General features: G+C 74.0%; 3 protein-coding genes. 1 reads left to right on the forward strand and 2 read right to left on the reverse strand.

All coding sequences use genetic code 11. From position 1 onward, the window contains the following. Positions 1–627: DedA family protein (locus ACFUVW_RS20275; protein ID WP_430573098.1), on the reverse strand; the 627-nt coding region annotated here is incomplete at its 3' end. 85 nt (positions 628–712) lie between these two features. Then, a complete protein-coding gene (locus ACFUVW_RS20280) occupies positions 713–1,630 on the reverse strand; it encodes a LysR family transcriptional regulator (RefSeq protein ID WP_430573099.1) in 918 nt (305 codons plus the stop codon). Between the two features lie 151 nt (positions 1,631–1,781). Between ACFUVW_RS20280 and ACFUVW_RS20285 the strand changes: the two genes are divergently transcribed. Continuing rightward, positions 1,782–3,173 carry an MFS transporter gene (locus tag ACFUVW_RS20285; protein ID WP_430573100.1) on the forward strand — a complete coding sequence of 464 codons (1,392 nt, stop codon included), beginning with the start codon at positions 1,782–1,784 and terminating at the stop codon, positions 3,171–3,173. Positions 3,174–3,315: the final 142 nt, after the last annotated feature.

Genomic DNA, 3,315 nt, shown 5'->3' on the forward strand with positions numbered 1-3,315 from the left:
GCGGCCGGCCCAGGCGCTGAGGACCCGGTCGACGACGAACCCGAGCACGGTCCCCACGACGATCCCGACGGCGACGGCGAGCAGGGGGTGGTCGCCCAGCGGCTGGGCGGCCACCACGCCGATCAGCACGGACCACGCCGCCCACGCCAGGGACGCGACGGCGGACAGGCCCATGAAGCGGCGCCGGGAGAAGCCGACGGCACCCGCGGTGACGTTGACCGCCATCCGCCCGACCGGCACGAAGCGCGCCCCGAGGACCACGGACGCGCCGCGCCGCTCGAAGGAGCGGGCCGCCCAGGCCACGGCGCGCTGCCCGCGCGGGCCGCGCAGGAACGGCACGCGGGACGTGCCCAGCGCGCGGCCGAGGGCGTAGGCCACCTGGTCGCCGCACCAGGCGCCGAGGGCCGCCACGAGGACCACGAGCGCGAGGTTGACGCCCTGACCGGTCTCGGCACCCACCGCCATCATGATGATCACGGTCTCGCCGGGCACGGGCGGGAAGAGACCGTCCGCGGCGGTCGCCCCGAACAGGGCGGGAAACGCCCAGACGGAGGACACGAGCGCGAACAGCGTGCTCTCCAGCTGCCCCCAGACCTGGGCCGCCCCGGTGGCGATCGCGTCGATCATGCCTCCCACCCTGCGGCGTCGGGCCCGCCCGCCACCATGGGGTGTGCCCCCGGTTCGACCCTGGGGGAACCCTGAGGCGCCCCGGTCAGCCCGGCCGGGCGACGACGCCGAGGAGCACGTCGCTGCTGCCGGCCACCTGGTCGCGCAGCGCCTCGAGGAGCGCCGCGACGGCGGGCCGCCGCCACGACTCCGGGTGCACCACCGCCCAGTAGGGCAGCCGGTCGCGCACCTCGCCCGGGAGCAGCCGCACCAGGTCGGCGTGCCGGTCGGCCATGAAGCACGGCAGGAACCCGACGCCCGCTCCCGCCCGGGTGGCCTCGACGTGCACGAAGACGTTGGTCGACGTGAGCGCGTCACGCATCCCCGGCACGAGCCGTCGCGGCGCGTCGAGGGCGTCCACCTGCAGCATCGAGTTCACGAAGTACACCAGCCCGTGGTCGGCCAGGTCCGCGACCGTCGTCGGGACGCCGTGGCGTTCGAGGTAGCCCCGCGACGCGTACATGCCGAGCTCGTACTCGCCGAGCCGCACCGCCTTGGCCCGGCCCACCTGGGGCTCGCCGACCACCACCTCCACGTCCACCCCGGAACGGTGCTGCGTGGCGTGCCGGGTGACGGTGACGAGCTCGACGGACAGCTCCGGGTGCCGGCTCCGCAGCGCGGCCACGGCCGGCGACGCGACGTACGCGCTGAACCCGTCGGTCGCCGTCATCCGCACGACGCCCGTGACCGGGTCCGGCTCGCCGTCCGGGGAGGCCAGCCCGGCGACCGCGGAGGCGACCGCCTCGGCGGCGCGCGCGGCTCGCTCGCCCAGCAGGGTGAGCTCCCAGCCGTCGGCGCCGCGCACCAGCACCCGGCCGCCGAGCGCGCGCTCGAGCGCGGCGACGTTGCGGGCGACGGTCGTGTGGTTGACGCCGAGCACCTCGGCCGCGGTGGTGTACCGGCCGGTGCGGGCGACCTCGAGCAGCACGAGGAGCTGGTCGGGCGAGGGCGGCGTCGTCGGCACGCCGGCACCCTACTGCCCGCCGCGCGCGGTGTGCATCCGTGCACATCACGCGTGCTCGGTTGGTCGTTGCGCGCACATGTCCGGGACCGGCAGCATCCTGGGCGTCAGGTGGCGACGACCGCCACGGTGTCAACGACGACACGGAGGAACCATGGCCGCGGGCCAGAGCACGGCGCCGGACGGCGCGACGCACGGCACGGACGGGGGCAGCGACCGCTCGCTGCTGACCAGGATCGTGTCCGCCTCGATGGCCGGCACGGTCGTCGAGTGGTACGACTTCTTCCTCTACGCGACCGCCGCGGCGCTCGTGTTCGACAAGGTGCTGATGCCCGCGATGGGCAACCAGTACGACGGCATCATCGCCGCCTTCGTCACCTACGCGATCGGCTTCCTCGCCCGCCCGCTGGGCGGCGTGATCTTCGGGCACCTCGGCGACAAGCTGGGCCGTAAGCACACCCTGCAGGTCACGATCATGATGATCGGCGTCGCGACCGTGCTCATGGGCTGCCTGCCGAGCTACGACACCATCGGCCTCGCGGCGCCCGCCCTCCTGGTGCTGCTGCGCTTCGTCCAGGGCATCGCGCTGGGCGGCGAGTGGGGCGGCGCCGTGCTGCTCGTCGCGGAGCACGCGCCGGACGGCAGCCGCGCCCGGTGGGCCGCGTGGCCGCAGGCCGCCGTCCCGGTGGGCAACCTGCTCGCCACCGCGGTGCTGTGGGTCATGTCCACGAGCCTGTCCGACGCCGCGTTCCTCTCCTGGGGCTGGCGCGTCGCCTTCTGGCTTTCGGCCGTCGTCGTGCTGGTCGGCTACTGGATCCGCACCACCATCACCGACGCCCCCATCTTCGAGGAGGCGAAGGCCGAGCTCGAGGAAGGCAAGACGTCGGGCTACGGCGTCCGCGACGTCGTCAAGCGGTACCCGCGCGGCGTGCTCACCGGCATGGGCCTGCGGTTCGCGGAGAACATCATGTACTACCTCGTGGTGAGCTTCTCGATCGTCTACCTCGGCACGGGCCTGGGCATGGACACGGCGTCGATCCTCGGTGTGATCGCGATCGCGCACGCCTTCCACTTCGGCGTCATCCTGTGGGTCGGGCGCCTGGCCGACCGCCTCGGCCGCAAGCCCGTGTACCTCGCGGGCGCCATCCTGGGTGGCACCTGGGGCCTGTGGGCGTTCCCCGCGTTCGGCACGAAGAGCACCGTCGTGGCGCTCGCCGTCATCATGGTCGGCCTGCTGTTCCACGCGCTCATGTACGCCGGGCAGCCCGCCATCATGGCCGAGATGTTCCCGACCCGGATGCGGTACTCGGGCGTGTCGATCGCCTACCAGGTGACGTCGATCGTCGCGGGCTCGCTGGCCCCGATCCTCGCCACGACCTGGCTGAAGACGACCGGATCGTGGTGGCCCACCGCCGTCTACCTGCTGGTGGCCGGCGCGATCACCACGGCGGCCGTGCTGAGCATGCGCGAGACCCGCGGCATCTCCCTGCGCGACCTCGACGCCCGCGACCGCGAGACCGCCGGGGCCACCGGGGCCGTCGCATGACGGCACGTCCCGTCCGCCCGGCGCGTAGATGCCCTCGGCGACCCGCGCGGCGAGGTCGCGGCCCTCCTCGGACACCCCGGCCTGGAAGATCACCGGCTGGCCCTGCGGCGAGCGGGAGATGTTCAGCGGGCCCGCGACCTTG

Source organism: Isoptericola sp. NPDC057391 (assembly GCF_042668085.1).
Lineage (GTDB): Bacteria > Actinomycetota > Actinomycetes > Actinomycetales > Cellulomonadaceae > Isoptericola.